Genomic DNA, 26,659 nt, shown 5'->3' on the forward strand with positions numbered 1-26,659 from the left:
GTCCTCCTCAGTGGGCCACGGCTGCTGCGCCGTGTTCGTCGATCAACGCGCCCGTCGTGAAGCGTTCGAGGGCGAAGGGGGCGTTCAGCGGGTGCGGTTCGCCGGTGGCGATGGTGTGCGCGAAGGTCCAGCCGGCGGCCGGGGTGGCCTTGAATCCGCCGGTGCCCCAGCCGCAGTTGACGTAGAGGTTCCCGACGGGGGTGGTGCCGATGATCGGGGAGGCGTCCGGGGTGACGTCGACGATGCCGCCCCAGGTCCGCAGCACATGCGCACGGGCGAAGATCGGGAACAGCTCGACGGCGGCGGCCATCTGCTGCTCTATGACGTGGAAGGAGCCGCGCTGCCCGTACCCGTTGTACGAGTCGACGCCGGCACCCATCACCAGCTCGCCCTTGTGGGCCTGGGAGACGTAGACGTGCACGTGGTTCGACATGACGACGGTCGGGTGCACCGGCTCGTGCAGTTCGGAGACGAGGGCCTGGAGCGGGTGGGACTGCACGGGCAAAGGGAAGCCGGCCCGCTCGGCCAGCACGCTGCTGTGCCCGGCGGACGCGAGGCCGACCCGCCCGGCGAGGATGCGGCCGCGGCTGGTCTCGACGCCCACGACCCGGTCGCCGTCCTTGAGGAAACCGGTGACCTCGCAGCCCTGGATCAGGTCGACGCCCAGCTCGTCGGCGCGGCGGGCCAGCGCCCAGGCGACGTGGTCGTGCTTGGCGATGCCGGCCCGGGGCTGGAAGGTGCCGCCGAGGACCGGATAGCGGGTGTGCGGCGAGACGTTGAGGATGGGGCAGACCTCGGCGATCTCGTCCGGTTCGAGCCACTGGGCGTCGACCCCGTTGAGGCGGTTGGCGTTGACGCGGCGCACGCCCTCGCGGACGTCCTGGAGGGTGTGCGCGAGGTTGAGGACGCCGCGCTGGCTGAACAGGAAGTCGTAGTCCAGTTCCTCGGGGAGCCCCTCCCACAGCTTGAGCGCGTACTCGTAGATCGCCGCGCTCTCGTCCCACAGGTAGTTGGAGCGGATGATCGTGGTGTTGCGTGCCATGTTGCCGCCGGCCAGCCAGCCCTTCTCCAGGACGGCCACATCGGTGATGCCGTGGTTCTTGGCGAGGTAGTAGGCGGTGGCCAGGCCGTGGCCGCCCGCGCCGACGATGACGACGTCGTACGAGCGCTTCGGCTCGGGCGTGCGCCACAGGAATTCCGGGTGTTCGGGCAGCGGTTCGGCGGTCATGCCGCGGCTCCCTGGACATAGAGGGGGAAGGCGTCGGCGAGCTTCCGGACCCGGGTGCGCAGTTCGGCGTCGGGCTGTTCGCCCTTCAGGGCCTCGGCGATGATGTCGGCGACCTCCCGGAACTCCGTCGTCCCGAAGCCCCGGGTGGCCAGGGCCGGGGTGCCGATCCGCAGCCCCGAGGACACCATCGGCGGACGTGGGTCGAACGGCACCGCGTTGCGGTTGACGGTGATGCCGACGCGGTGCAGCCGGTCCTCGGCCTGGCGCCCGTCGAGCGCGGAGTCGCGCAGGTCGACGAGGACCAGGTGGACTTCGGTGCCGCCGGTCAGCACGGTGATCCCGGCCTCGGCGACGTCGTCGGCCAGCAGCCGTCCGGCGAGGATGCGTGCGCCGTCCAGGGTGCGCCGCTGGCGCTCCCTGAACTCCTCGCCCGCAGCCACCTTGAAGGCCACCGCCTTCGCCGCGATGACATGCTCCAGCGGGCCGCCCTGCTGGCCCGGGAACACCGCGGAGTTGATCTTCTTGGCCAGGTCGGCACGGCTGAGGATCACACCGCCGCGCGGGCCGCCCAGGGTCTTGTGGGTGGTGGTCGTGACGACGTCGGCGTACGGCACGGGGTTCGGGTGCAGGCCCGCGGCCACCAGCCCGGCGAAGTGCGCCATGTCCACCATCAGATACGCGCCCACGGCGTCGGCGATCCGCCGGAAGGCCGCGAAGTCCAGCTGCCTCGGGTACGCCGACCAGCCGGCGACGATCATCCTTGGCCGGTGCGTGAGGGCGAGTTGTTCGACCTCGTCCATGTCGATGCGCAGGTCGGACTCGCGCACATGGTACGGCACGACGTCGTACAGCTTGCCGGAGTAGTTGAGGCGCATGCCGTGGGTGAGGTGACCGCCGTGCGCCAGATCGAGGCCGAGGATCGTGTCCCCGGGGTCGAGCAGCGCGAACATCGCGGCCGCGTTGGCCTGCGCACCCGAGTGCGGCTGCACGTTCGCGGCCTCGGCGCCGAACAGTTCCTTCACCCGGGCGATGGCCAACCGCTCGATGACGTCGACGTGTTCGCAGCCGCCGTAGTAGCGGCGGCCCGGGTAGCCCTCGGCGTACTTGTTGGTCAGCACCGAGCCCTGGGCCTCCATGACGGCGGCCGGGGCGAAGTTCTCCGAGGCGATCATCTCGAGGGTGGACTGCTGACGGTGCAGCTCGGCGGCCACCGCGGCGGCGATCTCGGGGTCGAGTTCGCCGAGCGGGAGGGCGAGGGGGGAGGCGAGCGTGGTGGTCGACGGGGTCGTTGCCATCTGTGCACCATCCTGGGAGCCAGTTAATGAGCGACTAATGAGCAACTGATATATCAGCCTGTGCGGTAAGGTATGGGAGCTCGCCGGACAGGTCAAGGGGGCATCCATGCAGCAGGCGGCGGCCGATCCCAGAGGCCGGGAGTCCAGGGGCGGGGAGCCCGGGGACGAGGAGCTGTCCCTCGCCGAGCGCGCCTATCGCGCCATCCGCGACCAGCTCGTCATGCTCGACATCCGCCCGGGCGCGCCGATCAACGAGGAGCAGCTGGCGCAGTCCCTCGGCGTCGGACGGACCCCGGTGCGCGAGGCGCTCAAGCGACTCCAGTACGAGCGCCTGATCACGACCTATCCCCGGCGCGGCACCTTCGCCACCGACGTCAACATCACCGACCTGGCCCATATCTCCGAGGTGCGCCTGGAGCTGGAGCCGCTGGCCGCCGCCCAGGCCGCGCGGCGCGCCACGGCCACGGACCGGGCGAGGCTGACCGCTCTGCGGCAGGAGCTGGAGAGCGTGGACTCCGGCGGGCGCGACGCCGCCGAGTTGATGCGCCTGGACCTCCAGGTCCACCGCGCCGTCTACGCGGCCACGCGCAATCCGTACCTGGAGGACACCCTTGTCCGCCACGACAACCTGGCCACCCGTATCTGGTGCCTGTTCGTGGACCGGCTGTCCGACATGGCGGGCCATGTCGACGAGCACGGACCGCTGATCGAGGCGATCGTCGCCGGTGACCCCGACCGGGCGGCACGGCTCGCCCGCAGCCACGTCGAGGGCTTCGAGCGGGCCGTTCGCGCGGCGATCTGAGCGCCGCACGACCGGCGGCTCCCGGTTCCGGCCGTCATGCGGCGCCCCGCGACTCCTGCCGGCGCGGACGGAGTCCTCGGGGAGCTGGGCGATCGCGTACCGGACGCAGCGAGCCGCCGAGTCTGCCGGCGGCCGAGCGGGTGGAGCGGTGCGGCCTACCTGAAGGCGTTGCGCGGCCCGTTCCCCGACGCCGTGCTGGTTCCCGGTGGGTGGCGTCGACGTCACCGCCGCCCGGGCCGCCACGGCCGTCACCGCGAACAGCGTCCGCACGCTGCCCGCGCTGCGTACGACGGTGGTGGAACCTGTCGGAGCGGGCGATGCGTTCGCGGCGGGCTTCCTGGCCGGGCTGCCGCGCGGCGGGACGACGGTCCGTGCCCTGCGGCTCGGCCACATCACCGCGGTCTCCGCGCTCAAGGTGACGGGGGATCACGGGCCCCTGCCCGACACGGCGGAGACCGAGCGACTCCTAGGCCTGCCGGACGCGGACCGGGAGCGATGCGAGGACCGGATCGACCGCGTGTTCGCACAGTAGCCGCCGTCCGGAAAACACGTGGACTCAGTGACCGTCGTCACGGCACACTTCCCTTTCCTGACCTGCCGATTCCAGGCCGCCGCGGAGATGCGGCGGCCGACTCGGCACGCCGTGCGACGACTACACAGGGTTGAGATGACATCCTCTGTCGATTTACCTGCGAACGGTCCGCGCAAGGGCGCCGTCCTGCTCGCACTCCGCTTCTACGGACGGGAACTGGCCCGGCTCAAGTGGCTCACGCTGCCCGCGATGCTACTGCCGGCGCTCGGCAACATCGGAATCAACTACCTGGCACCGCTGGTCGTGGCCAAGCTGGTCGGCCGGATCGCCGACGGCCACGGCCTGAGTCTCGGCACCACACTGCCGTACGTCCTCGCTTTCGCGGGTGTCCTGCTGCTGGCGGAGACGCTCTGGCGGATCGGTCTGCACGCCCTGAACCGCCTGGACGCCCTCGGTATCGAGCAGCTGTACGTCATCGGCATGAACGAACTGTTCGCGAAGGACGCAGCGTTCTTCCACGACAACTTCGCGGGCTCGCTCACCAAGCGGGTGCTGAGCTTCGCCACCCGCTTCGAGGAGTTCGGCGACACGCTCACCTTCAACATCGTGGGCAGCTTCGTGCCGCTGGCGTTCGGGTCGGTGGTGCTGTGGCGCTACCAGCCGCTGCTCGTCGTCGCGCTCCTGGCGATGATCGCGGTGACGGCGGTGTGCGTGCTGCCGCTGATCCGCCGCCGGCAGCGGCTGGTCGACCGGCGGGAGGAGGCGATCGCCCGGGTGTCGGGGCATGTCGCCGACAGCCTGATGAACATGGACACGGTCCGGGCGTTCGCCGCCGAGGAGCGGGAGGCCGCCGAACACCGGTCCCGGGTCGCCGAGTCGCGGCGGCGCACCCTGCGCTCCTGGGACTACGGCAACCTGCGCATCGACACCTTCGTCGCGCCGATGTCCGTCGCGACCAACGCGCTGGGTCTGCTGCTCGCGGTGGCGCTGGCCGGCGGCGGGCACAGCGTGGAGGCGGTCGTGGTCGCCTTCACCTACTACACCAACGCCACCCGGATCATGTTCGAGTTCAACCAGATCTACCGGCGCATGGAGAGCTCCATGACGGAGGCGGCCCAGTTCACCGAACTGCTCCTGGAGCCGCCGACCGTGCTCGATCCGGTGATCCCGGAACCGCTCGCGCCCCGGGCCGCCGATGTCCGCTTCGAGAAGGTCTCCTTCACCCACGCGGGTGCCAAACCGCTTTTCGAAGGGCTTGAGCTGGACGTGCCCAGCGGCTCGAAGTTCGGGTTCGTCGGCCGGTCGGGCGGCGGCAAGACCACGCTCACCCGGCTGCTGCTGCGGATGACCGACATCGACGCCGGACGGATCACGATCGGCGGCCAGGACATCAGCCGGCTGCGCCAGGCCGACCTGCGCAGCCAGATCGCCTACGTACCGCAGGACCCGGCGATGTTCCACCGCACCCTGCGGGACAACATCGCCTTCGCCCGGCCCGACGCCACCGACGCCGAGATCAGGCTCGCCGCCGAGGCGGCCCACGTCACGGAGTTCGCCGACGCGCTGCCGGACGGCTTCGACACGATGGTCGGCGAGCGTGGCGTCAAGCTCTCCGGCGGCCAGCGCCAGCGGGTCGCCCTGGCCCGGGCGATCCTGCGTGACGCCCCGATCCTGCTCCTGGACGAGGCGACCAGCGCGCTGGACTCCGAGAGCGAGATGCTGGTCCAGGAGGCGCTGTGGCGGCTCATGGAGGGGCGTACGGCACTGGTGGTGGCGCACCGGCTGAGCACGGTCGCCTCCATGGACCGGCTCGTGGTCCTGGACCGCGGCCGGATCGTCGAGCAGGGCACGCACCACGAACTGCTGGCCGCCGAGGGCGCATACGCCAAGCTGTGGCAGCACCAGTCGGGCGGTTTCCTCGACGAGGGCCCGGCGCGGGCCGAAGTGCACTGAGCGCTCCGCCGGAGGTGCGGGGGTGTGTCGTCGGCCGTCCGCGGCACCGCCGTGGCCGGCCGCACATCGACACAGCCCAGCGCCCCTTCGGGGGCGCTGCCGAACCGTAGTGGACTTTGCTCGGCCCGACCAGGAGACGCAGGCCGGACACGGGCGGGTGGTAGACAGGTGATCATGAGTGACCTGAACGCCCCCGTCCGCCCGGCCGGTGCCCGATGACCGCCGGAACCGACACCCCCGACCGCCGGGGCCGCACCGGACTCGACCGTACCGGCCTGGACCTGACCGGCAACCCGCGCGTGAGGGTCCGGGAGGTGAAACTGCTGTCCAGCCACTGGTACGTCGAGCGGGCCACCACCTTCGACTACCAGCACGCCGACGGCACCTGGCACACCGAGGAACGCGAGACCCACGACCGCGGCAACGGCGCCACGCTCCTCCTCTACGACGCCGAGCGCGAAACCGTCCTGCTCACCCGCCAGTTCCGCTTCCCCGCGTACGTCAACGGCCACCCCGACGGCATGCTGATCGAGACCCCGGCGGGCCTCCTGGACGCCGAGGACGAGCACCCGGAACACGCGGTCCGCCGCGAGGTCGTCGAGGAGACCGGCCACACGGTCGGCGACGTCCAGCACGTCTTCGACGTCTACATGAGCCCCGGCTCGGTCACCGAACGGATCTCCTTCTACGCGGCCGCCTACACCCCCGCCACCCGCACCCACGAGGGCGGCGGCCTGGACGAGGAGGGCGAGGACATCGAGATCCTCGAACTCCCCTTCCGCCAGGCCCTGCAGATGATCCGCACCGGCGAGATCGCCGACGCCAAGACGATCATGCTGCTCCAGTGGGCGGCACTGGACGGCCCGTTCGCGGCACAGCGCTGACGCGCTCGACGCCCTTGACCTGAAGCGCACTTCAAGCTGAAGACTCCCCACCGTGCACCCGGACGCCCGGGTGCACGGACGGAGGAGACGCCATGAAGTACCGCACCATCGGCACCGACCCAGCGGGCCCGCCTGGACGCGGCTCACTGACCGCGCGGCTCCCGTACGACGGCGATCTCGCCGGGGGCCACGGTGACCGTGCCGCCGGCCGGCTTCCCGGACAGCAGCTCCACCGACCCCGCCGCCACCGCGACCTCGGCGCCCTGTCCGGCGTGGTCGATCACGAACACGTAGTCCGCGTCCGTACCGCGCCGCAGGGTGACCTCCACGCCCGCCGGTGCGGTGCGGCCCGCGGCCACGCCCGCTTGCGTACGGATCCGGTCGAGCAGCCCCGCGAGGGTCTCCGCGTCGGGCAGGGTCGCCAGGTACCAGGCACTGCCCGTGCCGTACGCGTGCCGTGTCACCGCGGGGACACCCGACAGCGGGCCGTCGGCGTACGACATGACCACCTCGGCGCCCTCCGGCCGCACCCGCTCCGACCAGAGCGAGCCCGAGCCGCCCTCGCTCAGCCGCACCCGCTCATCCGGCAGCAGCGGGAACAGCTCGTCCGTGCGGACGCCCAGCACGTCCCGGAACGCGCCCGGGTAACCGCCCAGCCGGACATGGCTGTTCTCGTCCACCATGCCGCTGTGGAAGCCGACGGCGAGGGTGCCGCCCGCCTCGGCGAAGGACGTCAGGTTGGCCGCGCCCGCGTCGTCCACCAGGTACAGGCTCGGCGCCAGGACCACCCGGTAGGCCGACAGATCGGCGTCCGGGCGGACGAAGTCCACGGCCACCCCCGCCCGCCACAGCGGCTCGTACCAGGCGCGGACGACGTCCAGGTAGCGCAGTTCGCCGCTCGGCTGGGAGGGGAACTCCACCGCCCAGCGGGCGTCCCAGTCCCAGACGACGGCCACCTCGGCGGTGCCGGTGCTGCCCCGCACCTCCGCCAACGCCCGCAGATCCGCGCCCAGTCGGACCACGTCCCGCCAGATCTGGCTGTCGGTCCCGGCATGGGGCAGCATCGCCGAGTGCCACTGCTCGGCGCCCGCCTTCGCCGCCCGCCACTGGAAGTAGCAGATGCCGTCCGCGCCGTGCGCCACATGCGCGAGCGCGTTGCGGCGCAATTCACCAGGGCTCTTGGCCCGGTTGACGGGCTGCCAGTTCACCGCACCCGTCGAGTGCTCCATCAGCAGCCAGGGCCCGCCCGCCAGCGACCGCATCACGTCACCGCTGAGCGCGATGTCGATCTCCGACTCCGGGTCTGCGGACATCAGATAGTGGTCGTTGGCCACCACGTCCAGCTCCGGTGCCCAGCGCCAGTAGTCGAGGGCGTCGAAGTTGTGCATCACCATGAAGTTGGTGGTGGCGGGGATCGACGGGGCCGCCTCCCGGAGCACGTCCCGCTCCGCCGTGTACAGCGACAGCAGCTCGTCCGAGCAGAACCGGCGCCAGTCCAGCTGGTGCGTCGGGTTGGGTACGGCACCGGTCGCGCGCGGCGGCAGGATCTCGTCCCAGTCGTAGTACCACTGGCTCCAGAAGGTGGTGCCCCAGGCGGCGTTGAGGGCGGCCAGGTCGTCGGCGTACTTCGCGCGCAGCCAGCGGCGGAAGGACTCCGCGCTGGTGTCGCAGTAGCAGGCCGCGTTGTGGCAGCCGTACTCGTTGTGGACGTGCCACATCTTCACGGCCGGGTGGCTCGCGTACCGCTCGGCGATGGCGCCCGCGATCCTGAGCGCGGCCTCGCGGTAGGCGGGGCTGCTCGGGCAGAACGTCTGCCGGCTGCCGTACGACAGGGTGCGGCCGTCGTGGTCCACCGGGAGCGCCTCGGGGTGGGCGCGGAAGAACCAGGCCGGCGGGGCGGCCGTCGGGGTGGCGAGGTCGGCGGCGATGCCGTTCTCGTGGAGGAGATCGAGGATCCTGTCCATCCGTGAGAAGTCGTGGACACCCTCGGACGGCTCCATCAGCGCCCACGAGAAGATGCCGACGCTCACCATGTTCACACCCGCCTCGCGCATCAGACGGACGTCCTCGGCCCACACCTCCTCGGGCCACTGCTCGGGGTTGTAGTCGCCGCCGTAGGCGATGCCCGGGACGGAGAGGGTGCGGTCGGTCATCGGTGAACTCCGGTTGCTCCGGTGAGAAGGCGGCGGGTCGTCTCCACGCCCCACGGGTCGAGGGAGAGCAGCCGGTCGCTGGAGGCGACCAGGCCGCCGACGGCCTCCACATGGGTCGCCCAGCGGGCGCGGGTCTCCACGGCGGGGCGGGCCATCAGACAGTCGGGGTCGTTGATCCAGAGCCGGCCGTGCTGCCACTGGCGGCCGACGCCGGCGAACTCGGCCGGGTCCTGGCCCGGCTGGCTGTAGTCATCGGCCTCGGGGCGGCGGTGCGGGGCCGTGTCGGGGCTGACCCGCATCGCGTCGAACAGGCCGATGGAGGGCAGGATCGGCGCCCCGCAGCCGAGGAGGTAGGCGTCCGCGCCGATCGCCTCGCGGATCAGGGCGATACCGAGGCGGTACGCCGTGAGCGGGTCCGCGCCCGAGTGCCGTACGCCGTCCATCGCGCCCGCGTAGAGGAAGTCGACCTTGAAGTAGTCGTAGCCCTCGGCGCGCAGCGTCGCGAAGACGTCGGTGAGGTAGGCCGCGGCGGCCGGGTGGGTGGTGTCCAGGACGTACAGGTCGTGGCCCCAGTTGCGGCCCGCGTGCAGCGGGTTGCCGTCGGGGTCGCGGACCAGCCAGTCCGGGTACGTCTCGGCGAGGGCGCTCGCCGGGTCGACCAGGAAGGGCGCCGTCCAGATGCCCGCCCGGCGGCCGCGGGCGCGGATGGCGTCCGCGATGCCCCGCCGGGAGCGGAAGCGGCCGGAGAGGTTCAGCCAGTCGCCCAGGGAGCTCTGGTAGCCGTCGTCGATCTGCACCACGTCGATCGGCAGGTCGAGGGTGTCCATCGCCCGCAGGTTCTCGTGGACGTCGTCCTCGGTGACGGCCGTGAAGTACTCGTACCAGGAGCACCAGACGGTGGGTGCCGGGCGGGGGGCCGGCAGGGCCAGGGAGTCCGCCCACCCGGCCAGCGCGGACTGGATGTCCGCGCCGGTCCACTCCTTGACCGGGCCGTCCGCCTCGACCTCGGCGGAGCCGCCCGCGACGGTCAGCCGGACCGACGGCACCTCGTGCAGCGGGTCCGTCCCGGCCCAGAGCCGGACCGGGGAGCCGTCGCCCGGGTCGAGCGCCAGCAGGCCCTCGCCCTGGAAGGCCCCGGCGGGCACACTGCGGCCGGGGCGGTAGCAGACGGTCGCCCAGTTGTCGTTCGTCGGGCGGTACGGGGCCGCGTCGAGGGCGTAGGCGCCGCTGGGCGACCAGGACTGCCAGCCCTCCTCGTGGACACGGGCGGTGCGCGCGTCCACGGGCACGGAGGCGACCGGGGTGAACGGGTTGTGCACGGGGTTCTCTTTCAGAGGGGGGCCGGATCAGCCCTTGGCGGAGCCCAGGGTCAGGCCGCTGACGAACTGGCGCTGGAGCGCGAAGTACACCACCAGCGTCGGGATCGCGGTGAGCAGGGAACCGGCGGCGACCAGGTTGGGGTCGGTGAAGTACTGGCCGGAGAGGTTGTTCAGCGCCGAGGTGATCGGCATGTTCTCTCCGGTCGAGATCAGCACCAGGGCCCAGAAGAAGTCGTTGTAGATCCAGATCGACAACAGGGTCGCCAGGGCCGCCATCGCCGGCCGGCACAGCGGCAGCGTGATCTGCCAGTACAGCCGCCACACCGACGCGCCGTCGACCAGCGCGGCCTCGGTCAGCTCGTGCGGCAGCGAGCGCATGTAGTTGGACAGCACGAACGCGCAGAACCCGGACTGGAACGCCACATGGATCAGCACCAGGCCGAGCGCCGAGTCGTACAGCTTGCCGCTCGCGGTGATGCCCGGCAGGTTCGTCAGCAGGTACATCCGGTACAGCGGGGTGATGATGACCTGCTGCGGCAGCAGGTTGCCCGCCGTGAACACCAGCAGCAGCGCCAGGTTGACCCGGAAGTCGAAGCGGCTGACGTAGAACGCGACCATCGACGACAGGAACAGCGTGAGCAGCACGGCCGGGACCGCGATGATCAGCGTGTTCATGAAGTAGTGGGTCATGTCCGACTGCGTGAACGCGTTCTTGAAGTTGTCGAAGTTCAGCGTGTGCGGCCAGGACAGATAGCCCCGCGCGCTGGTCTCGCTGTAGGGGCGCATGGCCGAGAAGACCGCCCACAGCAGCGGGGCGAGCCAGGCCAGGGCCGCACCGGCCAGGAACACGTGCAGCAGGATGCGGGCGGGGCGGATCGGGGTGCGCTGCTTGCCCAGCGCGCTCACGGTGCTCATGCGCGCCGCTCCTTCCGGAAGGTCGCGATCAGATACGGGATGATCACGATCAGCGAGATGAACAGCAGGACCACCGCGATCGCGGAGCCGTAACCGATGCGGCTCGACTCGCCGATGATGTTGTTGGTCACCAGGATGGAGAGCAACTCGGTGCCCTGGGCGCCCTTGTTGAAGACGAAGACCAGGTCGAAGGCGCGCAGCGCCTCGATGATGGTCACGACCAGGACGACGGTGTTGGTCGGGCGCAGCGTCGGGAAGATGACGTTCTTGAACGTCTGCCACTCGTTGGCGCCGTCCAGGGCCGAGGCCTCCCGCAGCGACGGGTCGACGCTCTTGAGGCCGGCCAGGTAGAGGATCATCATGTAGCCGGCGTGCCGCCAGGACGCGGCGATCAGCACGGCCCACAGGTTGAGCTTCGGGTCACCGATCCAGTCGATGTAGTGGCCGGGTTTGTTGGCGCCGATGATGCTGTTGATCAGACCCGTGTCCGGGTTGTAGATCAGCTGCCACACAAAGCCGATGCAGGCCATCGAGATGACGACCGGCAGGAAGAACGCCGTCTGGTAGACCCGGCTGAACCGGATCTTCTTGTCCAGCTGCACGGCCAGGAAGAGGCCGAACGGGGTCGGGATCAGGATGAGTACGACGAACCAGATGACGTTGTGCTGGACGGCGGGCCAGAACTGCGGGTTGTCGGTGAAGAGCTGTTTGAAGTTGTCGAGTCCGACCCATTTGATGGAGTCGAAGCCGATGCCGTCCCAGGTGGTGAAGGCGAGGAGGATCGAGGCGAGGGCGGTAACCCAGACGAGGACCACATGCAGAATCGTCGGCACGCCCGCCATGAAGGCGAGCGTGATCCGGTCGCGGCGGGTCAGCAGGCGCTTGTGCCCCTGCGGGACCCGCTTCTTTTCGGACGCGCGCCCCGGAGGCGGCACGGCGGCCGCCTCCGGGGACTTCGTGGGGGATTCAGTCGTCATTCAGCAGCTCACTCGGACGCGAAGATCGTCTTCTTCTGCCGCTCGATTGACGAGAGCAGGCTGTCGACCCCCTTGGGGTTCTGCAGGAACTTCTGCAGGCCGGGCTGCATCACCGTGGAGGTGAAGTCCGGGCGGGAGTCGCGGTCCATGAACTGGGTGAGGCTCTTGGCGCCGCTGATCATCGTGTACGCCTTCTTCTGCAGCGCGGTGTACGACGAGGTGTCGGCCTTGCTGGAGGCGGCCACCACGCTGTTGTCGGCCTTGAGGTAGATCGACTCGGCCTCGGGGGTGCCGAGGTACTCCATCAGCTTCACGACGCCGGCGTGGTTCTTCGGGGACTTGCTGACCATGAAGCCGTCGGTGGGCGCCTCGACGGTGTCCTGGCCGTACGCGGAGTTGAGCTCCGGGAAGGCGAAGAAGTCGAGGTCGTCCAGGTCGGCCTTGTTGGTGAACTGCTGGCCCACGAAGGAACCGAGGACGTACATGCCGGCCTTCTTGGAGACCAGGGTCTGGGCGGCGTCCTGCCAGGTGCGGCCCATGAAGCCGTCCTGGTGGTAGGGGAGGATCTCGGCCCAGTGGTCGAAGACGGCCTTCACCTTGGGGTCGGTCCACGCCTCCTTGCCCGCCATCAGGGACTTGTGGAAGTCGTAGCCGTTGAGGCGGAAGTTGATCTGGTCGAAGGTGCCCATCGCCGGCCAGGCGTCCTTGTCGCCGAAGGCGATCGGGACCAGGCCGTCGCCCTTCATCTTCTTGCACAGGGCGACGAACGCCTCCCAGGTGGTGGGGACTTCGTAGCCCTTCGCCTGGAACACGCTCTTGCGGTAGAAGATCGCCCACGGGTACGTGTACAGCGGGACGAAGTAGTACTTGCCGTCCTCGCCCTTGCTGAGCTGCTTCATCGCGTCAGGGAAGTTGTCCCCGATCTTCGCCCACACGTCGTCGATCGGCGAGGCCAGGTTCTTGGCCGCGAAGAACTGCATGCGGTACCCGGCGAACCAGGTGAACACGTCGTCCGGCGTGCCCTGCAGATAGGAGTTGATCTGCTCCTGGAAGGTGTTGTGGTCCTTCGTGTTCACGTCGACCTTGACGCCGGACTGCTTGGTGAAGGCCGCGTAGATCTCCGCGAAGGCCTTCTTCGGCACAGCGTCGGACGAGTTGGAGCCGAGGCTGACGGTCTTCGGGTCGGAGGAGGACCCGCTGCCGCCGCAGGCGGACAGCAGGGGTATGCCGGCACCGGCGAGGAGGGCGGCCGAACCGGCGCCTCGCAGAACGTTTCGGCGGCTCGGACCCGGCACGTGAAGACCGGACGGGGAGATGCGCATGGCGGCTCCTGAGTAACAGGGTTCGGCAAGGGGAAGAGTTGATCTTCGAAAGGTCCCGAAACCGATCAGAAACCAACTCGGCCGAACATCGTGGGCGCAATAACAGCCGCTTGTCCGCTCATGCGTCAATAGCCTGCGTCTCTCTCGCCCGTCTCTTGCCCGAAACGTAATCGACATGGTCGCCTGCCGGTTTGTTGAACGGAGCCGTACGACGGAGCCCCCGGGGGTCGAACTCCGTGGGGGCTCGTGTGCGGGCATGTTGGTTTCCCGTGGCAGGACCAGCGGTTAAACCGGCCGCGGCCGTACCGCCACACAGCGTTCCACGCCCGTCCTACGGCCGTACGAGCAGCTGGAAGTCGAAGGCGTACCGGGAGGCCCGGTAGACATGGCTGCCGTACTCCACCGGCCGCCCGGTGTCGTCGTAGGCCGTGCGCCGCATGGTGAGCAGGGCGGCGCCCTCCTTCTCGTCGAGGCGGGCGGCCTCCTCTGCGGTCGCGCTGCGGGCGCCCACCGTCTGGTGAGCGCTGTGCAGGGTGATGCCCGCCGTGCGCATCATCCGGTACAGGCCGGTCGACTCCAGGCGTTCCGTGTCCAGTTCGAGCAGGGTGGCGGGCAGGAAGTTGCAGAGGAACGCCACCGGCTGGCCGTGCGTACAGCGCAGCCGCTCCAGGACGACCACCTCCGCGCCCTCCGCGATGCCGAGCTGGGCGGCCACCTCGCCGGTCGCCGGGATCCGCTCGTTGCGCAGCACCCGGGTGGTCGGGCCCTGCCCGGCCGACTCCAGGTCGTCGTAGAGGCTGCTCAGCTCCAGCGGCCGCTTCACCTGGCTGTGCACCACCTGGGTGCCCACGCCCCGGCGGCGCACCAACAGCCCCTTGTCGACGAGGGACTGGATCGCCTGCCGGACCGTGGGCCGGGACAGGCCCAGCCGCACCGAGAGGTCGATCTCGTTGCCCAGGAGGTTCCCCGGGGCGAGGGCGCCGTGCTCTATGGCTCCCTCCAGCTGCTGGGCGAGCTGGTAGTAGAGCGGCACCGGACTGCCGCGGTCCAGCGCGAAGTCCAGGGAGTCGAGTGCCGAGACGGTCGCGGCGCGGGCGGAATCACCGGTTCGGGCCACCGGGACACCTCCTTCCGGGGTTCGTGGGGTCACAGGTGCCGACGGCGCTCGGCGCGCCGCCGGTCGTAGTCCTCGCGGGCCCGTACGGCGGCCTCGCGGGCGGCGGTCTCGGCGACCGGCACGTCCCACCAGGCCTCGGCCGGGGGAGCGGTGGGCGCGGGATCCGTCTCGACGTACACGCACGTCGGCCGGTCGCTCGCCCGGGCCGCCGAGAGGGCCTCGCGCAGCTCCCGCACCGTCTTGGCGCGCAGCACCTCCATGCCGAGGCTGGCCGCGTTGGCGGCGAGGTCGACCGGCAGCGGGGCGCCGCCGAAGGTGCCGTCGGCCAGGCGGTAGCGGTAGGCGGTGCCGAACCGCTCGCCACCCACCGACTCGGAGAGGCCGCCGATGGAGGCGTACCCGTGGTTCTGGATCAGCACCAGGTTGACGGGCAGGCCCTCCTGGACGGCGGTGACGATCTCGGTCGGATTCATCAGATAGGTGCCGTCGCCGACCAGGGACCAGACCACCCTGTCCGGGGCGGCCTGCTGGACGCCGATGCCGGCCGGGATCTCGTAGCCCATGCAGGAGTAGCCGTACTCCAGGTGGTATTGGCGCGGCGAGCGGGCCCGCCAGAGCTTGTGCAGGTCGCCCGGGAGCGAGCCGGCCGCGTTGATGACAACGTCGTCATCCCCGACCACGGCGTCCAGGGCGCCGAGCACCTGCGTCTGGGTCGGCACGGCGTCCTCGTCGTCCGCGCGGTAGGCGGCCTCGACGACGGCCTCCCAACGCTCCTTGCCGGCCCGGTACTCCGCCTCGTAGGCCGCGGCCACGCGATGCCCGGCGAGGGCATGGGTGAGGGCGCCAAGGCCCGCCAGCGCGTCGCAGACGAGGGTGCGGGCGGCCAGCTTGTGGGCGTCGAAGCCGGTGATGTTCAGGTTGAGGAAGCGGACGTCCGGGTTCTGGAAGAGGGTGCCGGAGGCCGTGGTGAAGTCCGTGTACCGGGTACCGACGCCGATGACCAGGTCGGCGGTGCGGGCCAGGTCGTCGGCGACGGCGGTCCCGGTGTGGCCGATACCGCCCAGGTTGGCCGGGTGGTCGTGGCGCAGCGAGCCCTTGCCGGCCTGGGTGGAGGCGACGGGGATGCCGGTGGCCTCCACAAGGGCCCTCAGGGCGTCCTCGGCCCGGCTGTGGTGGATGCCGCCGCCCGCCACGATCAGGGGGCGCCGAGCGGCCCGTACGGCGGTCACGGCGTCCGCCAGCTCGACCGGGTCCGGGGCCGGCCGGCGGACCCGCCAGACGCGCTCGGCGAAGAACTCCTCGGGCCAGTCGTACGCCTCCGCCTGGACGTCCTGGGGGAGGGCGAGGGTGACCGCGCCGGTCTCGGCCGGGTCGGCGAGCACCCGCATGGCGTTCAGCGCGGACGGGATCAGCGCCTCGGGGCGGGTGATCCGGTCGAAGTAGCGGGAGACCGGGCGCAGCGTGTCGTTGACGGAGACGTCGAACTCGGCCGGGTGCTCCAGTTGTTGCAGCAGCGGGTCGGGCGCGTGGCTCGCGAAGTAGTCGCCGGGGAGCAGCAGCACCGGCAGCCGGTTGATGGTGGCGAGGGCGGCGCCGGTCACCAGGTTGGTGGCGCCCGGGCCGATGGACGTGGTCACCGCCTGCGCGGAGAGCCGGTCCAGCTGGCGGGCGTGACCGACGGCCGCGTGCACCATCGCCTGCTCGTTTCGGCCCTGGTGGTACGGCATGACGTCGCCGTACTCCAGGAGCGCCTGGCCGATCCCGGCCACGTTGCCGTGGCCGAAGATGCCCCAGGTGCCGGCGATCAGCCGGTGCCGGACGCCGTCGCGCTCGGTGTACTGGGCGGACAGGAACCGCACCAGCGCCTGGGCGACGGTCAGGCAGGTGGTCGGCTGGCTCATGGGGACCTCATTCGGACGGGATGGTGTACAGGGGTACGCCAGGCGGGAGCGGGTAGGGATCGCGAGGCTCCCAGGGTGGGGCGGGATGCCTCTCAGGTGTAGATCGGGACAGGTGGAGCTGTCAATGGTTTGTACTTACATTCGGACCTGAGTGTGAAATGATGTCTTAACAAAGTATTGACAGCGGGCCGCGCAGGGACTTGTATCCCGTCCCAACGCACAGCGCCGACCCGGACCAGTACTTTCCGGGCCGGGTCCGGGATCCTCACGGATCCCCTTCCTCTCCCGTCGCACAGTGAGGTGCAGGCAAGATGGACCGCTCATCCCGTATCCGTCCGCGGAGACTCGCCCCCTTCGTGGCCGTGGCCGCGGCGGCCGCCCTGACCCTCGCCGGCTGCTCCAGCAGCTCCGGAGGAAAGAAGTCGGAGGAGGGCGGCGGGTCCGCCGCCGCCGGCAAGGCGAGCACCCCCCGCATGACGGTCGCGCTGGTCACCCACCAGTCGCCGGGCGACACCTTCTGGGACATCGTCCGCAAGGGTGCCGAGGCGGCCGCGGCCAAGGACAACGTCAAACTCGTCTACTCGGCCGACCCGAACGCCGGCAACCAGGCCAACCTGGTGCAGAACGCGATCGACCAGAAGGTCGACGGGATCGCCGTCACCCTCGCCAAGCCGGACGCCCTCAAGGCCGTCATCGGCAAGGCGACCGCGGCGAAGATCCCGGTCGTCGGGCTCAACTCCGGTGTGAGCGACTGGAAGAAGCTCGGCCTGCTGGAGTTCTTCGGCCAGGACGAGACGGTGGCGGGCGAGGCGCTCGGCAACCGGCTGAACACGGAAGGCGCCAAGAAGGTCGTCTGTGTCATCCAGGAGCAGGGCAACGTCGGCCTCACCCAGCGGTGCGACGGGGTGAAGAAGACGTTCTCGGGGACGACGGAGACCCTGTACGTCAACGGCACGGACCCGACGGCGGTCAGGTCGACGATCACCGCCAAGCTCAAGACGGACAGCTCCGTCGACCATGTGGTCACGCTCGGCGCCCCCATCGCGCTGATCGCCGTGCAGTCGCTGTCCGACGCGGGCAGCAAGGCGCAGATCGCGACCTTCGACCTCAACAAGGACCTGACCGGCGCCATCAGCAAGGGGACCATCGAGTTCGCCGTGGACCAGCAGCCCTATCTGCAGGGCTACCTGGCGGTCGACTCGCTGTGGCTCTACAAGAACAACGGCAACTACATGGGCGGCGGTGAGCAGCCGGTGCTGACCGGGCCGGCCTTCGTGGACAAGTCCAACGTCGACAAGGTCGCCCAGTTCGCCGCGAAGGGCACTCGGTGATCGGTATGAGCCACCAGGTACAGCCGGCGGTGACCACACCGCCGCCGGCCTCCGGCCCCCAGGAGAAGGACGGCCGTACCGCACAACGCCCCCTGGCGCTGCGGGTGCTCGCCCGTCCGGACGTGGGCGTGTTCCTCGGCGCCGTCGCGGTGTACGTCTTCTTCCTGATCGCGGCGCCGCCGGTGCGGGAAGCCAGCTCGATGGCGAACATCCTGTACCAGTCGTCCACCATCGGGATCATGGCCCTGCCGGTGGCCCTGCTGATGATCGGCGGCGAGTTCGACCTCTCCGCCGGTGTCGCGGTGGTCACCTCGGCGCTGACCGCGAGCATGCTGAGCTACCAGCTGACGCTGAACGTGTGGGCGGGCGTGATCGTCGCGCTCGTCGTGTCGCTCGCCATCGGCGCCTTCAACGGCTGGATGGTGGTCAGGACGGGGCTGCCCAGCTTCCTGGTCACCCTGGGCACCTTCCTGATCCTCCAGGGCGTCAACCTCGCGGTCACGAAGCTGGTCACCGGCAACGTCGCCACCGACGACATCAGCAACATGGACGGCTTCGACCAGGTCAGGAGCATCTTCGCCTCCTCCTTCCACATCGGCGGCGTCGAAGTGAAAATCACCATCGTGTGGTGGCTGGTCTTCGCGGCGATCGCCACCTGGGTGCTGCTGCGCACCAGGTACGGCAACTGGATCTTCGCGGTGGGCGGCAACAAGGAGAGCGCCCGCGCGGTCGGCGTCCCCGTGACCTTCACCAAGATCTCGCTGTTCATGCTGGTCGGCTTCGGCGCCTGGTTCGTCGGGATGCACCAGCTGTTCTCGTTCAACACCGTGCAGTCCGGCGAGGGCGTCGGCCAGGAGCTGATCTACATCTCCGCCGCGGTCATCGGCGGTTGCCTCCTGACGGGCGGTGCGGGCTCGGCGATCGGCCCGGTCTTCGGCGCCTTCATGTTCGGCATGGTGCAGCAGGGCATCGTCTACGCCGGCTGGAACCCCGACTGGTTCAAGGCCTTCCTCGGCGTCATGCTGCTCGGCGCCGTCCTGATCAACCTGTGGGTCCAGCGCACCGCGACCAGGAGGTGACCCGATGACAGACAACGGAACCGGAACCCACGGCGCCTTCCTCCAGGACACGGCACCCGCCGAAGGCGCCCCGATCGTCGAACTGCGCGGCGCGGGCAAGTCCTACGGCAACATCCGCGCCCTGCACGGCGTCGACCTCAAGGTCTTCCCCGACCAGGTCACCTGCGTCCTCGGCGACAACGGCGCAGGCAAGTCCACCCTCATCAAGATCATCTCGGGGCTGCACCAGCACACCGAGGGCGACTTCCTCGTCGACGGCGAGCCGGTGCGTTTCACCACCCCGCGCGAGGCCCTCGACAAGGGCATCGCCACCGTCTACCAGGACCTCGCCACCGTCCCCCTGATGCCGGTGTGGCGGAACTTCTTCCTCGGCTCCGAGATGACCAAGGGCCCCTGGCCGGTACGGCGTCTCGACATCGCCAGGATGAAGGAGACCGCCGACCGCGAACTGCGCAACATGGGCATCGTCCTGGACGACCTCGACCAGCCCATCGGCACCCTCTCCGGTGGCCAGCGCCAGTGCGTGGCCATCGCCCGCGCCGTCTACTTCGGCGCCCGGGTGCTGATCCTCGACGAGCCCACCGCCGCCCTCGGCGTCAAGCAGTCCGGTGTGGTCCTCAAGTACATCGCCGCCGCCCGCGACCGCGGCCTCGGCGTCATCTTCATCACCCACAACCCCCACCACGCCTACATGGTCGGTGACCACTTCAGCGTCCTGCGCCTCGGGACCCTCGAACTCTCCGCCGAACGCAGCGAGATCACCCTCGAAGAGCTCACCAACCACATGGCGGGCGGCGCCGAACTCGCCGCCCTCAAGCACGAACTGTCCCAGGTCCGCGGAGTCGACACCGAGGAACTCCCGGAAGAGGAGGACCTCACCGCCCCCGCGGTGACCGGTCCGGAAGGAAAGTCCTGAGCATGGCGAACGCCCTCGACCGCATCCGTGTCGGCTCGGCCCCCGACTCCTGGGGCGTCTGGTTCCCCGACGACCCCCGGCAGGTCCCCTGGGAACGCTTCCTCGACGAGGTCGCCGAGGCCGGGTACTCCTGGATCGAACTCGGCCCCTACGGCTACCTTCCCACCGACCCGGCCCGCCTCACCGACGAGATCGGCCGGCGGAACCTGAAGGTCTCGGCCGGCACGGTCTTCACCGGCCTGCACCGCGGCCCCGCCGTCTGGGACGCCACCTGGGAGCACGTCAGCCAGGTCGCCGCGCTCACCCAGGCGATGGACGCGAAGCACCTGGTGGTCATCCCGTCCTTCTGGCGCGACGACAAGACCGCCGAGATCCTGGAGCCGCACGAGCTGACCGGCGAGCAGTGGGCCCACCTCACCAAGGGCATGGAACGGCTCGGCCACGAGGTGAGGGAGACGTACGGCCTGGACATCGTCGTCCATCCGCACGCCGACACCCACATCGACACCGAGGAGCACGTGGAGCGCTTCCTCGACTCGACCGACACGGACCTGGTCAACCTCTGCCTGGACACCGGCCACTACGCCTACTGCGGCGGCGACAGCGTCAAGCTGATCGAGACCTACGGCGAGCGGATCGGCTACCTCCACCTCAAGCAGGTGGACCCGGCGATCCTGGCCGACGTCCAGGCCAAGGGCACCCCGTTCGGCCCGGCCGTGGCCCAGGGCGTGATGTGCGAACCGCCCACCGGGGTACCGGAGCTGGGCCCGGTGATGGAGGCGGCGCAGCGGCTGGGCGTCGATCTGTTCGCCATCGTCGAGCAGGACATGTACCCCTGCGAGCCGGACAAGCCGCTGCCCATCGCGGTGCGCACCCGGAAGTTCCTGCGGTCCTGCGGCGCCTGAGCCCGGGAACACACGCCGGAACCCGGACGTTCTTCCTGACGACGGGACGAAAGCGAACTCCACCGTCGTGGCGGAGCGTCGCCGCGGCGGAGGAAACGGGCCATGGGGGCGAGGATGACACACGAAGAGCACGCTGAGCCGGTCGTCGACGGTGCTGCCGCGGTGTTGCGGCAGCACCGTTTCGGGGTGTTGCCGGAGCGGATCCGCCCGGAGGACATGGTCGAGACCAGGCCGGCGATCCAGCATGACCCGGACCGGGACGCCTACGACCCGGACGAGTTCGCGGTCCGCTACGGCCTCTGAGCCGGCGGGAGGTCCATCGCGCCGCGGGCGGGCAGGCTCTCGGCGCGGTCCCGCACCGTCTGCCGGGCCGGGCGCGGCTGCCGGCCGAGCAGCCGCGCCGCCTTCTCGGTGCTGTGCCGGTTGCGCCGGCCCGGTGCCGGGGTGCTCTCCCGTGGCGCGGGGCCCCGGAAACGGGCCGCGAGACGCATCGCGAAGTCCGGCAGCCGACGCGTCGGCACCCGCCGTCCGCGCTCGCCGAGGTCTTCTGTGCACGCACCGGTACCCCGCTCGACGTCGGCGCGGCGGACGGCACGCTCAAGCAAGGACATCGACCCGGAGGACGTACTCCTCCAGCTCGGCGTCAGGGGAAATGACGAAGGGGCGGGCCGGGACCGTGCTCCGGTCCCTCTGCCCGCCCCGCCGCCGTGCCCGGTGTCAGGCGCCGCGTACCTCCGCGATCGTCACCGGACGGTGCTCGTGCAGGGACAGCGTGCAGGCCTCCGCGATCCAGCCGGCCTCCAGGGCGTCCTCGACCGTGCACGGGGAGGGCCGGGTGCCGGCCACGACCTCGGCGAACGCGGCGAGTTCGGCGCGGTAGGCCGCGGTGAAGCGGTCCATGAAGAAGTCGTGCGGGGTGCCCGCCGGGAAGGTCACCCCGGGCTCGACCGAACGCAGCGGGAGCTTGTCCTCCAGGCCGACGGCGATCGAGTCCGCGAAGCCGTGCAGCTCCATACGGACGTCGTAACCCCGTGCGTTGTGGCGGGAGTTGGAGACCACCGCGATGGTGCCGTCGTCCAGGGTGAGGATCGCGCCGGTGGTGTCGGCGTCACCCGCCTCCTTGATGTAGTCGGCACCCCGGTTGCCGCCGACCGCGTACACCTCGGTGACCTCACGGCCGGTCACCCAGCGGATGATGTCGAAGTCGTGGACCGAACAGTCCCGGAAGATGCCGCCGGACACCGCGACGTAGGCGGCGGGCGGCGGGGCCGGGTCCAGGGTGGTGGAGCGGACGGTGTGCAACTTGCCCAGCTCCCCGGCCTGGACGGCGGCACGCGCGGCGACGAACCCGGCGTCGAAACGGCGGTTGTAGCCGATCTGGATCGGTACGTCCTTGCCCTGGACGGCCTTGAGTACCTCGACACCGTCACTCATGTGCTTGGCGACGGGCTTCTCGCAGAAAACGGGGATGCCGGCCTCGACGGCAGCGAGGATCAGGGCCGGGTGGGCGTCAGTGGCGGCGGCGATCACCACGCCGTCGATGCCCGCGGCAAGCACGGCCTCGGGCGAGTCCGCCACCTCGCCGCCGAACTTCTCCGCGGCTGCCTTGGCGGCGTCCGCGAAGGGATCGGCAAGAACGAGCGACTCGACCGCGTCGAGCCCCGAGAGGGTCTCGGCATGAAAGGCACCGATACGACCGAGCCCGAGAATTCCAATACGCATGGGCGTCTTACTCCTTGGTGTGTATGCGCCCCCTCAGGGGCGCGGGGAACTGCGCGATCAGCCACAACGCAGCCGCAGACGACCCGCGGCCCGGGGCGGCAACCCCTTTAGTCGAGCCCACCCAGCACGTTCTGGTCCCAGTCGATCACCGACCCGGTCACCACCCCCGACCGCTCCGACAACAGCAGCACCACGAAATCCGCGATCTCGTCCGGTTGGCCGAGCTTCCCCATCGGCAACTTGGACGCGGCCTCTGCCAGCCACCCGTCCCCCGCCCCGTGGAACGCCCGCTGCGTCGCGTCCTCGCCCTCCGTCGCCGTCCAGCCGATGTTCAGGCCGTTGATCCGGACCCGGTCCCAGCGGTGGGCGTGCGCCGCATTGCGGGTCAGGCCGATCAGGCCGGCCTTCGCGGCGACGTACGGCGCGAGATACGGCTGCCCGCCGTGCGCGGACGACGTGATGATGTTGACGACCGTGCCGGGCGCCTTGCGCGCGACCATGTCGGCGACCGCCGCCTGCATCGCGAAGAACGGCCCCTTGAGGTTGATCGCGATGTGCTGGTCGAACAGCTCGGGCGTGGTGTCCAGCAGGGTGCCCCGGGAGGTGAGTCCCGCCGAGTTGACCAGGCAGTCGATCCGGCCGTACGCCTCGATCACCTCACCCACCGAGGCCTTGGCCTGCCCGGCGTCCGAGAGGTCGGCCCGCACGTACAGCGCCTTGCCGCCGGCGGCGGACAGTTCGGCCACCAGGGCCTCGCCGGGCCCGGGGCGGCGGCCGGTGACGGCGACCGTGGCGCCCTCCCGGACCGCGGCCCGCGCGATGGCCGCGCCGACGCCCTGGCTGCCGCCGTTGACGAGGACGATCTTGTCGTCGAGAAGTCCCATCGAATCCTTGGCCTTTCAGCTCTCACGCCGGGCCGCGGCGGCCCGCAGCTCGTCCCGCAGCACCCGGGTCGCCCATCCCTCGCGCAGCGCCCGCCGCACCAGGTCCGCCTGCGAGGGCGGGGCCATGCCGTCGACCGGCGGATCGCTGTCGAGGTTGGTCGGGAACGGGTAGCCCTCGGCGCTCGCGGCGATGACGTGCTCCAGCCAGGCCTCGGCGACTCCCTCCGTCAGGCGCCGGCGCAGCACCGGGTAGACCGCGTTGGTCACCGCCTCCCGGTCCACCGTCTCCATGGCCCGCCCGAAGGCCGAGGACACCTGGAGCAGGTTGGCCATCCGGCGCACGTCGGGGGTCCGGTTGGTGCCGGCCGCGTGGAACACCGCCGGGTTGAAGAACGCCGCGTCGCCCTTTGCGAGGGGCAACTGCACGTGGTGGGCCTTGAAGTAGTCCTGGAACTCCGGCCGCCGCCAGGCCAGATAGCCCGGCTCGTACGTCTGCGAGTACGGCAGGTACATCGTCGGCCCGGACTCCACCGGCATGTCGCAGTGCGCGACCGCGCCCTGGAGTGTGAGCACCGGGGAGAGGCGGTGTACGTGCGCCGGGTAGGCCTCGGCCTGCTCGTCGGAGAGGAAACCGAGGTGGTAGTCGCGGTGCGCGGTCTGCGCCATGCCGCCCGGGTTGACCACGTTGATCTGCGACGTGATCTGGTAGCCGGGGCCCAGCCAGGCCCGGAAGACCAGGGCCAGGACGTCGTTGGCGTAGTAGTCGGCGAACACCTCGGGGTCGTACAGCGCCGTCTTCTCCAGCGCGTTCCACACCCGTTCGTTGGCGCCCGGCTTCGCGAAGTGGTCGCCCGCCCCGGCTCCCGACTCGTTCTGCTCAGAGATCAGCGCGTCGAACACCGCCGTGGCCCGGTCGACGACCTTCGGATCGGGGAACGCGCCCTTGAGGACGACGACGCCCGGGCCGTCGGTGAGGGCGCGCACGAGTTCGGTCCGCACCGCGTGGGGCGCGTCGGCGGTGCGCAGCCGCTCGCTGTCGTAGACGAGCACGTTGCGCTCGACGGCCGAGGCGTACGGATAGCCGGCCGGGTCGGTGCTCCGCTCGACCAGCGCGCGGAAGGTGTCGAGGTCGCAGTCCTGCTGCGAGAGCCAGGCGCGGCCCTGTTCGGCGGCGAGGGACATCGGTGTCCTTCTTTCGGTCATGGCCACGGGCACGGCCACGATCAGGGCCGTGGGAGCGGCGGGGCTCTGTCATTCTTGTCAGTACAAACCCCTCGAACAACCAGCAGTGAGCCATCAAAAACCCCTCAAGGAGCCAGGCCGTGGGCCACCCCTTCCCCATCCGTGAAATCGCACGTCAGGCAGGGCTCAGCGAGGCCACCGTGGACCGGGTGCTGAACGGCAGGGGAGGGGTGCGGGAGAGCACCGTGCGGGAGGTGCGGCAGGCCATCGCCGATCTGGACCGGCAGCGCACCCAGGTCCGGCTGGTGGGCCGTACCTTCATGGTCGACATCGTGATGCAGGCGCCCGAGCGGTTCACCACGGCCGTGCGCGGCGCGCTGGAGGCCGAGCTGCCCTCGCTGCACCCGGCGGTGGTGCGCTCCCGGTTCCACTTCCGGGAGACCGGTCCGGTGGCGGAGCTGGTGAGGACGCTCGACCGGATCGCCCGCCGGGGCTCGCAGGGTGTGATCCTCAAGGCGCCGGACGTCCCCGAGATCACCGCCGCCGTGGGGTGCCTCGGGGCGGCGGGGATACCGGTCGTCACCCTGGTCACCGACCTGCCCGCCAGCGGCCGGCTCGCCTATGTCGGCAGTGACAACCGGGCGGCCGGCGCCACCGCCGCCTATCTCATGGGCCAGTGGCTCGGCGACCGGCCCGGCAATGTCCTCACCAGCCTCAGCAGCGGCTTCTTCCGCAACGAGGAGGAGCGTGAGATGGGCTTCCGCAGCGTCATGCGGGCCGCCCATCCCGAGCGGACTTTGGTGGAGATCGCGGAGGGGCAGGGGCTGGACGCCACCCAGTACGACCTGGTCCGCGCCGCCCTGGAACACGACCCGGAGATCCGCGCGGTCTACTCGATCGGCGGCGGCAACAACGCGACCCTGCGTGCCTTCGCCGACGTGGGCCGGGAGTGCGCCGTGTTCATCGCCCACGACCTCGACCACGACAACACCCACCTGCTGCGCGCGCACCGCCTGTCCGCCGTCCTCCACCACGACCTGCGGCAGGACATGCGCGAGGCCTGCCATCTGGTGATGCGCGCCCAGGGCGCCCTGCCGCCGGCGGGCCCGACCCTGCCGTCGGCGATCCAGGTGGTCACGCCCTACAACATGCCCGCCTCCACGACCCGCTGAGCGCGCTCACAGATTGATCGCGTACGCCTTGCGCAGCGTCTCGTGCACCGTCCACGTCGTACGGTCGCCCTCGCGCAGTACGGCCATGTCCCCGGGGCCCACCGTGAACGTCGCCCCGCCCTCGACCTCGATCGTCGCCGAGCCACTGACCACCACGAACAGCTCGTCCGCCTCGGTGTCGGTGACCACGCCCGGGGTGATCTGCCAGATCCCCCGGACCTGCCTGCCGTCGGCCGACTCCCAGACCACCTTCCCGGTGACCTCGGGCGTGCCGGAGACGATCTGCGCCGGATCCAGCGGGTCGGGTTCGAGTTCGGCGTCGGGGATGTGCAGGGCGAAGCTGTGCGTCGTCATACGGCGACCCTAGCGAGCCCACCGGCACCCTGGGCGTGGACAGGGTGTGGGGCATCGGGCCTGGTGGAAGGACACTTCGTCGGGCTGCCCGGACTGGCGGGAGCGGCGCGCCGGGGTGATCGTGGAGAACATGGCCGACTCCACGGCGGCGGTGGCGGAGCCGCACACGAACGACACCCGCGAGGCCATCCTGTTCGGCGGGGTCTACGGCTCAGTGCTGGCCTCCTCGATGGTCGCCGCGCTCAGCCAGTACGGCCACACCTCCGCCGCCGGCCGCCGCTACGACGCCCTCTGGGTCCTGGTCACCGCCTGCGCCTCCGCACTGGCCCACGGCTACGCCCACTACATCGCCGAGCGGGCCCCGCACCAGCGCTGGGACGCGCTGCGCACCGTGGCCGACGAGTGGCCGCTGGTCACGGCCGTCCTGCCCACGGTCTTCCTGCTCGCGGGCGCCGGCTGGGGCTGGTGGCCGGCCAAGGGCGTGGAGTACCCGGCGTTCGTCCTGAACATCGTGATCCTGTTCGGTCTGGGCCTCGTCACTGCCCGCTGGTCGGCGCGGAGTTGGCCCGCGGCCGTGCTCATCGGCATGCTCGACGCCTTGCTCGGGGTGATCGTGGTGGTGGCCAACGCGCTCATCAAGTAGATCCGGAAACGATCCGGTTCATTGAACGGTAAACGGTTTACGATCACTCAAGGTCACTGTTCCCCCGGGCAAG

At 70.3% G+C, this 26,659-nt stretch carries 24 protein-coding genes and 1 pseudogene; 11 read left to right on the forward strand and 14 right to left on the reverse strand.

From position 1 onward, the window contains the following. Window positions 1-7: 7 nt before the first annotated feature. Both ABTY98_RS14145 and glyA read right to left on the reverse strand, forming a co-directional pair. Window positions 8-1,228, reverse strand: a complete 1,221-nt coding sequence (locus ABTY98_RS14145) for a sarcosine oxidase subunit beta family protein (RefSeq protein ID WP_352221154.1) — start codon at window positions 1,226-1,228, stop codon at window positions 8-10. Beyond that, the gene (glyA, locus tag ABTY98_RS14150) at window positions 1,225-2,523 is read right to left on the reverse strand and encodes a serine hydroxymethyltransferase (protein WP_352221155.1); all 1,299 of its coding nucleotides are present in this window, start codon (window positions 2,521-2,523) and stop codon (window positions 1,225-1,227) included. The genes ABTY98_RS14145 and glyA overlap by 4 nt, the downstream gene beginning before the upstream one ends. 106 nt (window positions 2,524-2,629) lie before the next feature. Between glyA and ABTY98_RS14155 the strand changes: the two genes are divergently transcribed. The 4 genes and pseudogenes from ABTY98_RS14155 (at window position 2,630) to ABTY98_RS14170 (ending at window position 6,694) form a co-directional block, all read left to right on the forward strand. Further along, window positions 2,630-3,325: a GntR family transcriptional regulator gene (locus ABTY98_RS14155; RefSeq protein WP_352221156.1), complete on the forward strand. Its 696-nt coding sequence runs from the start codon at window positions 2,630-2,632 to the stop codon at window positions 3,323-3,325. Between the two features lie 232 nt (window positions 3,326-3,557). Beyond that, a pseudogene (locus ABTY98_RS14160) lies at window positions 3,558-3,857 on the forward strand (PfkB family carbohydrate kinase); the annotation flags it as partial. Window positions 3,858-3,992: 135 nt separating this feature from the next. After that, window positions 3,993-5,810 (forward strand): ABC transporter ATP-binding protein, encoded by a 1,818-nt coding sequence (locus ABTY98_RS14165; RefSeq protein WP_352221157.1) that lies wholly within the window; start codon window positions 3,993-3,995, stop codon window positions 5,808-5,810. 215 nt (window positions 5,811-6,025) lie between these two features. Continuing rightward, complete coding sequence (locus tag ABTY98_RS14170; protein ID WP_352221158.1) at window positions 6,026-6,694, forward strand: NUDIX domain-containing protein; 669 nt, start codon at window positions 6,026-6,028, stop codon at window positions 6,692-6,694. A 143-nt stretch (window positions 6,695-6,837) separates the two neighbouring features. Here ABTY98_RS14170 and ABTY98_RS14175 read toward each other — a convergent pair whose 3' ends face one another. The 7 genes from ABTY98_RS14175 to iolD all read right to left on the reverse strand — a co-directional run bounded on the left by ABTY98_RS14175 (window position 6,838) and on the right by iolD (window position 16,398). Further along, a complete protein-coding gene (locus tag ABTY98_RS14175; RefSeq protein WP_352221159.1) occupies window positions 6,838-8,847 on the reverse strand; it encodes a beta-galactosidase in 2,010 nt (669 codons plus the stop codon). Next, the gene (locus ABTY98_RS14180) at window positions 8,844-10,166 is read right to left on the reverse strand and encodes a glycoside hydrolase family 36 protein (protein ID WP_352221160.1); all 1,323 of its coding nucleotides are present in this window, start codon (window positions 10,164-10,166) and stop codon (window positions 8,844-8,846) included. Before ABTY98_RS14180 ends, ABTY98_RS14175 begins: the two co-directional genes overlap by 4 nt. 27 nt (window positions 10,167-10,193) lie before the next feature. After that, on the reverse strand, window positions 10,194-11,081 hold the full coding sequence (locus ABTY98_RS14185; protein ID WP_352221161.1) for a carbohydrate ABC transporter permease: 888 nt from the start codon (window positions 11,079-11,081) through the stop codon (window positions 10,194-10,196). Further along, the gene (locus tag ABTY98_RS14190; protein WP_352221162.1) at window positions 11,078-12,058 is read right to left on the reverse strand and encodes a carbohydrate ABC transporter permease; all 981 of its coding nucleotides are present in this window, start codon (window positions 12,056-12,058) and stop codon (window positions 11,078-11,080) included. Before ABTY98_RS14190 ends, ABTY98_RS14185 begins: the two co-directional genes overlap by 4 nt. Window positions 12,059-12,066: 8 nt before the next feature. Next, entirely contained in the window at window positions 12,067-13,380 is a 1,314-nt protein-coding gene (locus ABTY98_RS14195; RefSeq protein ID WP_352221163.1) for an ABC transporter substrate-binding protein, read from the reverse strand. A 331-nt stretch (window positions 13,381-13,711) separates the two neighbouring features. Then, window positions 13,712-14,497, reverse strand: a complete 786-nt coding sequence (locus ABTY98_RS14200) for a GntR family transcriptional regulator (RefSeq protein WP_352221164.1) — start codon at window positions 14,495-14,497, stop codon at window positions 13,712-13,714. Window positions 14,498-14,526: 29 nt separating this feature from the next. Continuing rightward, a complete protein-coding gene (iolD, locus tag ABTY98_RS14205) occupies window positions 14,527-16,398 on the reverse strand; it encodes a 3D-(3,5/4)-trihydroxycyclohexane-1,2-dione acylhydrolase (decyclizing) (protein WP_352221165.1) in 1,872 nt (623 codons plus the stop codon). Between the two features lie 311 nt (window positions 16,399-16,709). Between iolD and ABTY98_RS14210 the strand changes: the two genes are divergently transcribed. The 5 genes from ABTY98_RS14210 to ABTY98_RS14230 all read left to right on the forward strand — a co-directional run bounded on the left by ABTY98_RS14210 (window position 16,710) and on the right by ABTY98_RS14230 (window position 20,932). Continuing rightward, window positions 16,710-17,729 carry a sugar ABC transporter substrate-binding protein gene (locus ABTY98_RS14210; RefSeq protein WP_352221166.1) on the forward strand — a complete coding sequence of 340 codons (1,020 nt, stop codon included), beginning with the start codon at window positions 16,710-16,712 and terminating at the stop codon, window positions 17,727-17,729. A 5-nt stretch (window positions 17,730-17,734) separates the two neighbouring features. Then, a complete protein-coding gene (locus ABTY98_RS14215; RefSeq protein ID WP_352221167.1) occupies window positions 17,735-18,808 on the forward strand; it encodes an ABC transporter permease in 1,074 nt (357 codons plus the stop codon). Between the two features lie 4 nt (window positions 18,809-18,812). Next, a complete protein-coding gene (locus ABTY98_RS14220) occupies window positions 18,813-19,724 on the forward strand; it encodes an ATP-binding cassette domain-containing protein (protein ID WP_352221168.1) in 912 nt (303 codons plus the stop codon). A 2-nt stretch (window positions 19,725-19,726) separates the two neighbouring features. Next, entirely contained in the window at window positions 19,727-20,629 is a 903-nt protein-coding gene (locus ABTY98_RS14225) for a sugar phosphate isomerase/epimerase family protein (RefSeq protein ID WP_352221169.1), read from the forward strand. A 114-nt stretch (window positions 20,630-20,743) separates the two neighbouring features. Continuing rightward, on the forward strand, window positions 20,744-20,932 hold the full coding sequence (locus ABTY98_RS14230) for a hypothetical protein (RefSeq protein ID WP_352221170.1): 189 nt from the start codon (window positions 20,744-20,746) through the stop codon (window positions 20,930-20,932). On the opposite strand, the gene ABTY98_RS14235 is transcribed toward ABTY98_RS14230, so the two are convergent. The 4 genes from ABTY98_RS14235 to ABTY98_RS14250 form a co-directional block, all read right to left on the reverse strand. Continuing rightward, complete coding sequence (locus ABTY98_RS14235) at window positions 20,920-21,240, reverse strand: hypothetical protein (protein WP_352221171.1); 321 nt, start codon at window positions 21,238-21,240, stop codon at window positions 20,920-20,922. The genes ABTY98_RS14230 and ABTY98_RS14235 overlap by 13 nt on opposite strands. A 106-nt stretch (window positions 21,241-21,346) precedes the next feature. Beyond that, window positions 21,347-22,351, reverse strand: coding sequence for a Gfo/Idh/MocA family protein (locus ABTY98_RS14240; RefSeq protein ID WP_352221172.1), 1,005 nt, complete (start codon window positions 22,349-22,351; stop codon window positions 21,347-21,349). Between the two features lie 107 nt (window positions 22,352-22,458). Continuing rightward, entirely contained in the window at window positions 22,459-23,235 is a 777-nt protein-coding gene (locus ABTY98_RS14245; protein ID WP_352221173.1) for an SDR family oxidoreductase, read from the reverse strand. Window positions 23,236-23,250: 15 nt separating this feature from the next. Continuing rightward, on the reverse strand, window positions 23,251-24,417 hold the full coding sequence (locus ABTY98_RS14250) for a phytanoyl-CoA dioxygenase family protein (protein ID WP_352221174.1): 1,167 nt from the start codon (window positions 24,415-24,417) through the stop codon (window positions 23,251-23,253). 140 nt (window positions 24,418-24,557) lie between these two features. On the opposite strand from ABTY98_RS14250, the gene ABTY98_RS14255 reads away from it, so the two are divergent. Continuing rightward, the gene (locus ABTY98_RS14255) at window positions 24,558-25,589 is read left to right on the forward strand and encodes a LacI family DNA-binding transcriptional regulator (RefSeq protein ID WP_352221175.1); all 1,032 of its coding nucleotides are present in this window, start codon (window positions 24,558-24,560) and stop codon (window positions 25,587-25,589) included. A 6-nt stretch (window positions 25,590-25,595) separates the two neighbouring features. On the opposite strand, the gene ABTY98_RS14260 is transcribed toward ABTY98_RS14255, so the two are convergent. Then, window positions 25,596-25,943: a cupin domain-containing protein gene (locus ABTY98_RS14260; RefSeq protein WP_352221176.1), complete on the reverse strand. Its 348-nt coding sequence runs from the start codon at window positions 25,941-25,943 to the stop codon at window positions 25,596-25,598. A gap of 130 nt (window positions 25,944-26,073) precedes the next feature. Here ABTY98_RS14260 and ABTY98_RS14265 point away from each other — a divergent pair, with 130 nt between their 5' ends. Continuing rightward, entirely contained in the window at window positions 26,074-26,586 is a 513-nt protein-coding gene (locus tag ABTY98_RS14265) for a hypothetical protein (RefSeq protein WP_352221326.1), read from the forward strand. Window positions 26,587-26,659: the final 73 nt, after the last annotated feature.

Source organism: Streptomyces sp. NPDC096040 (assembly GCF_040303265.1).
Classification (GTDB): domain Bacteria; phylum Actinomycetota; class Actinomycetes; order Streptomycetales; family Streptomycetaceae; genus Streptomyces.

Coding starts and splice junctions, on each gene's coding strand:
- ABTY98_RS14185 (WP_352221161.1), bottom strand. CDS start 11,081: ATGAGCACCGTGAGCGCGCTGGGCAAGCAGCGCACCCCGATCCGCCCC.
- ABTY98_RS14245 (WP_352221173.1), bottom strand. CDS start 23,235: ATGGGACTTCTCGACGACAAGATCGTCCTCGTCAACGGCGGCAGCCAG.
- glyA (WP_352221155.1), bottom strand. CDS start 2,523: ATGGCAACGACCCCGTCGACCACCACGCTCGCCTCCCCCCTCGCCCTC.
- ABTY98_RS14225 (WP_352221169.1), top strand. CDS start 19,727: ATGGCGAACGCCCTCGACCGCATCCGTGTCGGCTCGGCCCCCGACTCC.
- ABTY98_RS14165 (WP_352221157.1), top strand. CDS start 3,993: ATGACATCCTCTGTCGATTTACCTGCGAACGGTCCGCGCAAGGGCGCC.
- iolD (WP_352221165.1), bottom strand. CDS start 16,398: ATGAGCCAGCCGACCACCTGCCTGACCGTCGCCCAGGCGCTGGTGCGG.
- ABTY98_RS14215 (WP_352221167.1), top strand. CDS start 17,735: ATGAGCCACCAGGTACAGCCGGCGGTGACCACACCGCCGCCGGCCTCC.
- ABTY98_RS14175 (WP_352221159.1), bottom strand. CDS start 8,847: ATGACCGACCGCACCCTCTCCGTCCCGGGCATCGCCTACGGCGGCGAC.
- ABTY98_RS14190 (WP_352221162.1), bottom strand. CDS start 12,058: ATGACGACTGAATCCCCCACGAAGTCCCCGGAGGCGGCCGCCGTGCCG.
- ABTY98_RS14170 (WP_352221158.1), top strand. CDS start 6,026: ATGACCGCCGGAACCGACACCCCCGACCGCCGGGGCCGCACCGGACTC.
- ABTY98_RS14145 (WP_352221154.1), bottom strand. CDS start 1,228: ATGACCGCCGAACCGCTGCCCGAACACCCGGAATTCCTGTGGCGCACG.
- ABTY98_RS14240 (WP_352221172.1), bottom strand. CDS start 22,351: ATGCGTATTGGAATTCTCGGGCTCGGTCGTATCGGTGCCTTTCATGCC.
- ABTY98_RS14195 (WP_352221163.1), bottom strand. CDS start 13,380: ATGCGCATCTCCCCGTCCGGTCTTCACGTGCCGGGTCCGAGCCGCCGA.
- ABTY98_RS14250 (WP_352221174.1), bottom strand. CDS start 24,417: ATGTCCCTCGCCGCCGAACAGGGCCGCGCCTGGCTCTCGCAGCAGGAC.
- ABTY98_RS14260 (WP_352221176.1), bottom strand. CDS start 25,943: ATGACGACGCACAGCTTCGCCCTGCACATCCCCGACGCCGAACTCGAA.
- ABTY98_RS14210 (WP_352221166.1), top strand. CDS start 16,710: ATGGACCGCTCATCCCGTATCCGTCCGCGGAGACTCGCCCCCTTCGTG.
- ABTY98_RS14230 (WP_352221170.1), top strand. CDS start 20,744: ATGACACACGAAGAGCACGCTGAGCCGGTCGTCGACGGTGCTGCCGCG.
- ABTY98_RS14235 (WP_352221171.1), bottom strand. CDS start 21,240: ATGTCCTTGCTTGAGCGTGCCGTCCGCCGCGCCGACGTCGAGCGGGGT.
- ABTY98_RS14265 (WP_352221326.1), top strand. CDS start 26,074: ATGGCCGACTCCACGGCGGCGGTGGCGGAGCCGCACACGAACGACACC.
- ABTY98_RS14155 (WP_352221156.1), top strand. CDS start 2,630: ATGCAGCAGGCGGCGGCCGATCCCAGAGGCCGGGAGTCCAGGGGCGGG.
- ABTY98_RS14220 (WP_352221168.1), top strand. CDS start 18,813: ATGACAGACAACGGAACCGGAACCCACGGCGCCTTCCTCCAGGACACG.